Origin of the sequence: Winogradskyella psychrotolerans RS-3 (genome assembly GCF_000427335.1) — a bacterium.
Classification (GTDB): Bacteria; Bacteroidota; Bacteroidia; order Flavobacteriales; family Flavobacteriaceae; genus Winogradskyella; species Winogradskyella psychrotolerans.
Genome location: NZ_ATMR01000013.1, coordinates 1 through 1028, shown reverse-complemented (window position 1 = coordinate 1028; position 1028 = coordinate 1). Strand labels below are relative to the sequence as shown.

The 1028-nt window shown below is 41.0% G+C and carries 1 protein-coding gene and 1 pseudogene; both read right to left on the bottom strand.

What is annotated here, in order from left to right:
• Nucleotides 1-194: 194 nt before the first annotated feature.
• Entirely contained in the window at nucleotides 195-599 is a 405-nt protein-coding gene (locus tag ADIWIN_RS01465; protein WP_051155382.1) for a hypothetical protein, read from the bottom strand.
• Nucleotides 578-1028 (bottom strand): annotated as a pseudogene (locus ADIWIN_RS20450) (hypothetical protein); the annotation flags it as partial. The pseudogene ADIWIN_RS20450 and the gene ADIWIN_RS01465, both read right to left, overlap by 22 nt.

Below are 1028 nucleotides of genomic sequence, written 5' to 3'. Positions count from 1 at the left end.
TTGTGATCTCCCTGCGCCGACTTTAGTTGTGCGGTAGTCATAAAAAGGAGGGATTGAATTGATCGGCAGTAACTGCATTCGGGTCTTTATTAAGCTCTTCAAATCCCTGGTCGCAAGACGCCAGGATCACGAGACAAATAAAATCGCGTTTTTTAACAGATTATTTTTCATGATGATTCGGTCTATTATTGAGATTAGAACTTAAGGTTTACATTCACCCCTATACTCCTTGTTGGAGGCAAGGCACTTGATTCAACACCCTGACTGTTTCCTGGATACAAATTGTTTTCCGGGTCTATGCCTGGTGAATGACTCATTAGTATTAGAAGATTTCTTCCTACCAAAGAAATGCTTCCACCTTTCACGAATCCTAACTTGTTATAAAATGATGCGGGAGGACTGTAACTCAATGAAATGTTCCTCAACTTGATAAAACTTGCATCATAAAGGTAATCGTCAAGTGCATCTCTTCGCCTTACGATAATGGCCCTGTTGTTTACCCTGTCAGCCGTTACCAATACATCATTGACTTCACCGTTTTCATTTACCCCTGGCAAAACGGCTCCGTTTTCTCTACCTAATAGCGATCCGTAAGACATGCCTCGGTGTTCCAGGTCATAATGGTTTGGGAATAAATGCTTCCACCAAATTTACCATCTACCAAAACGTTTAAGTTAAAGGATTTGTACCTGAAATTATTTATCAATCCGCCCGTCCATCGGTGAACACCTGTACCAAAAGGAACCACACCTGCTGGAACGATAGGAAGTCCCGTAGCATCAATAATGTCTCTTCCTTCTTCATCTTTCAAAATGGTACGGCCTACTATCTGAGAATACTCCATGCCTTCTATGTGTTTGATAAAGGCTTTGGTAGTGGTGGCCAAAATCAATTCATTCGAAGTATCTGAAATCTTCAATACTTTACTTTTGTTGTAGGCAAGGTTACCCGTGATGTCCCAGTCAAAATTATCAGAAACAACAGGCTTTCCTGTAAGCAAAAACTCAACGCCTCTGTTTCGAATACTT

Coding starts and splice junctions, on each gene's coding strand:
- ADIWIN_RS01465 (WP_051155382.1), bottom strand. CDS start 599: ATGTCTTACGGATCGCTATTAGGTAGAGAAAACGGAGCCGTTTTGCCA.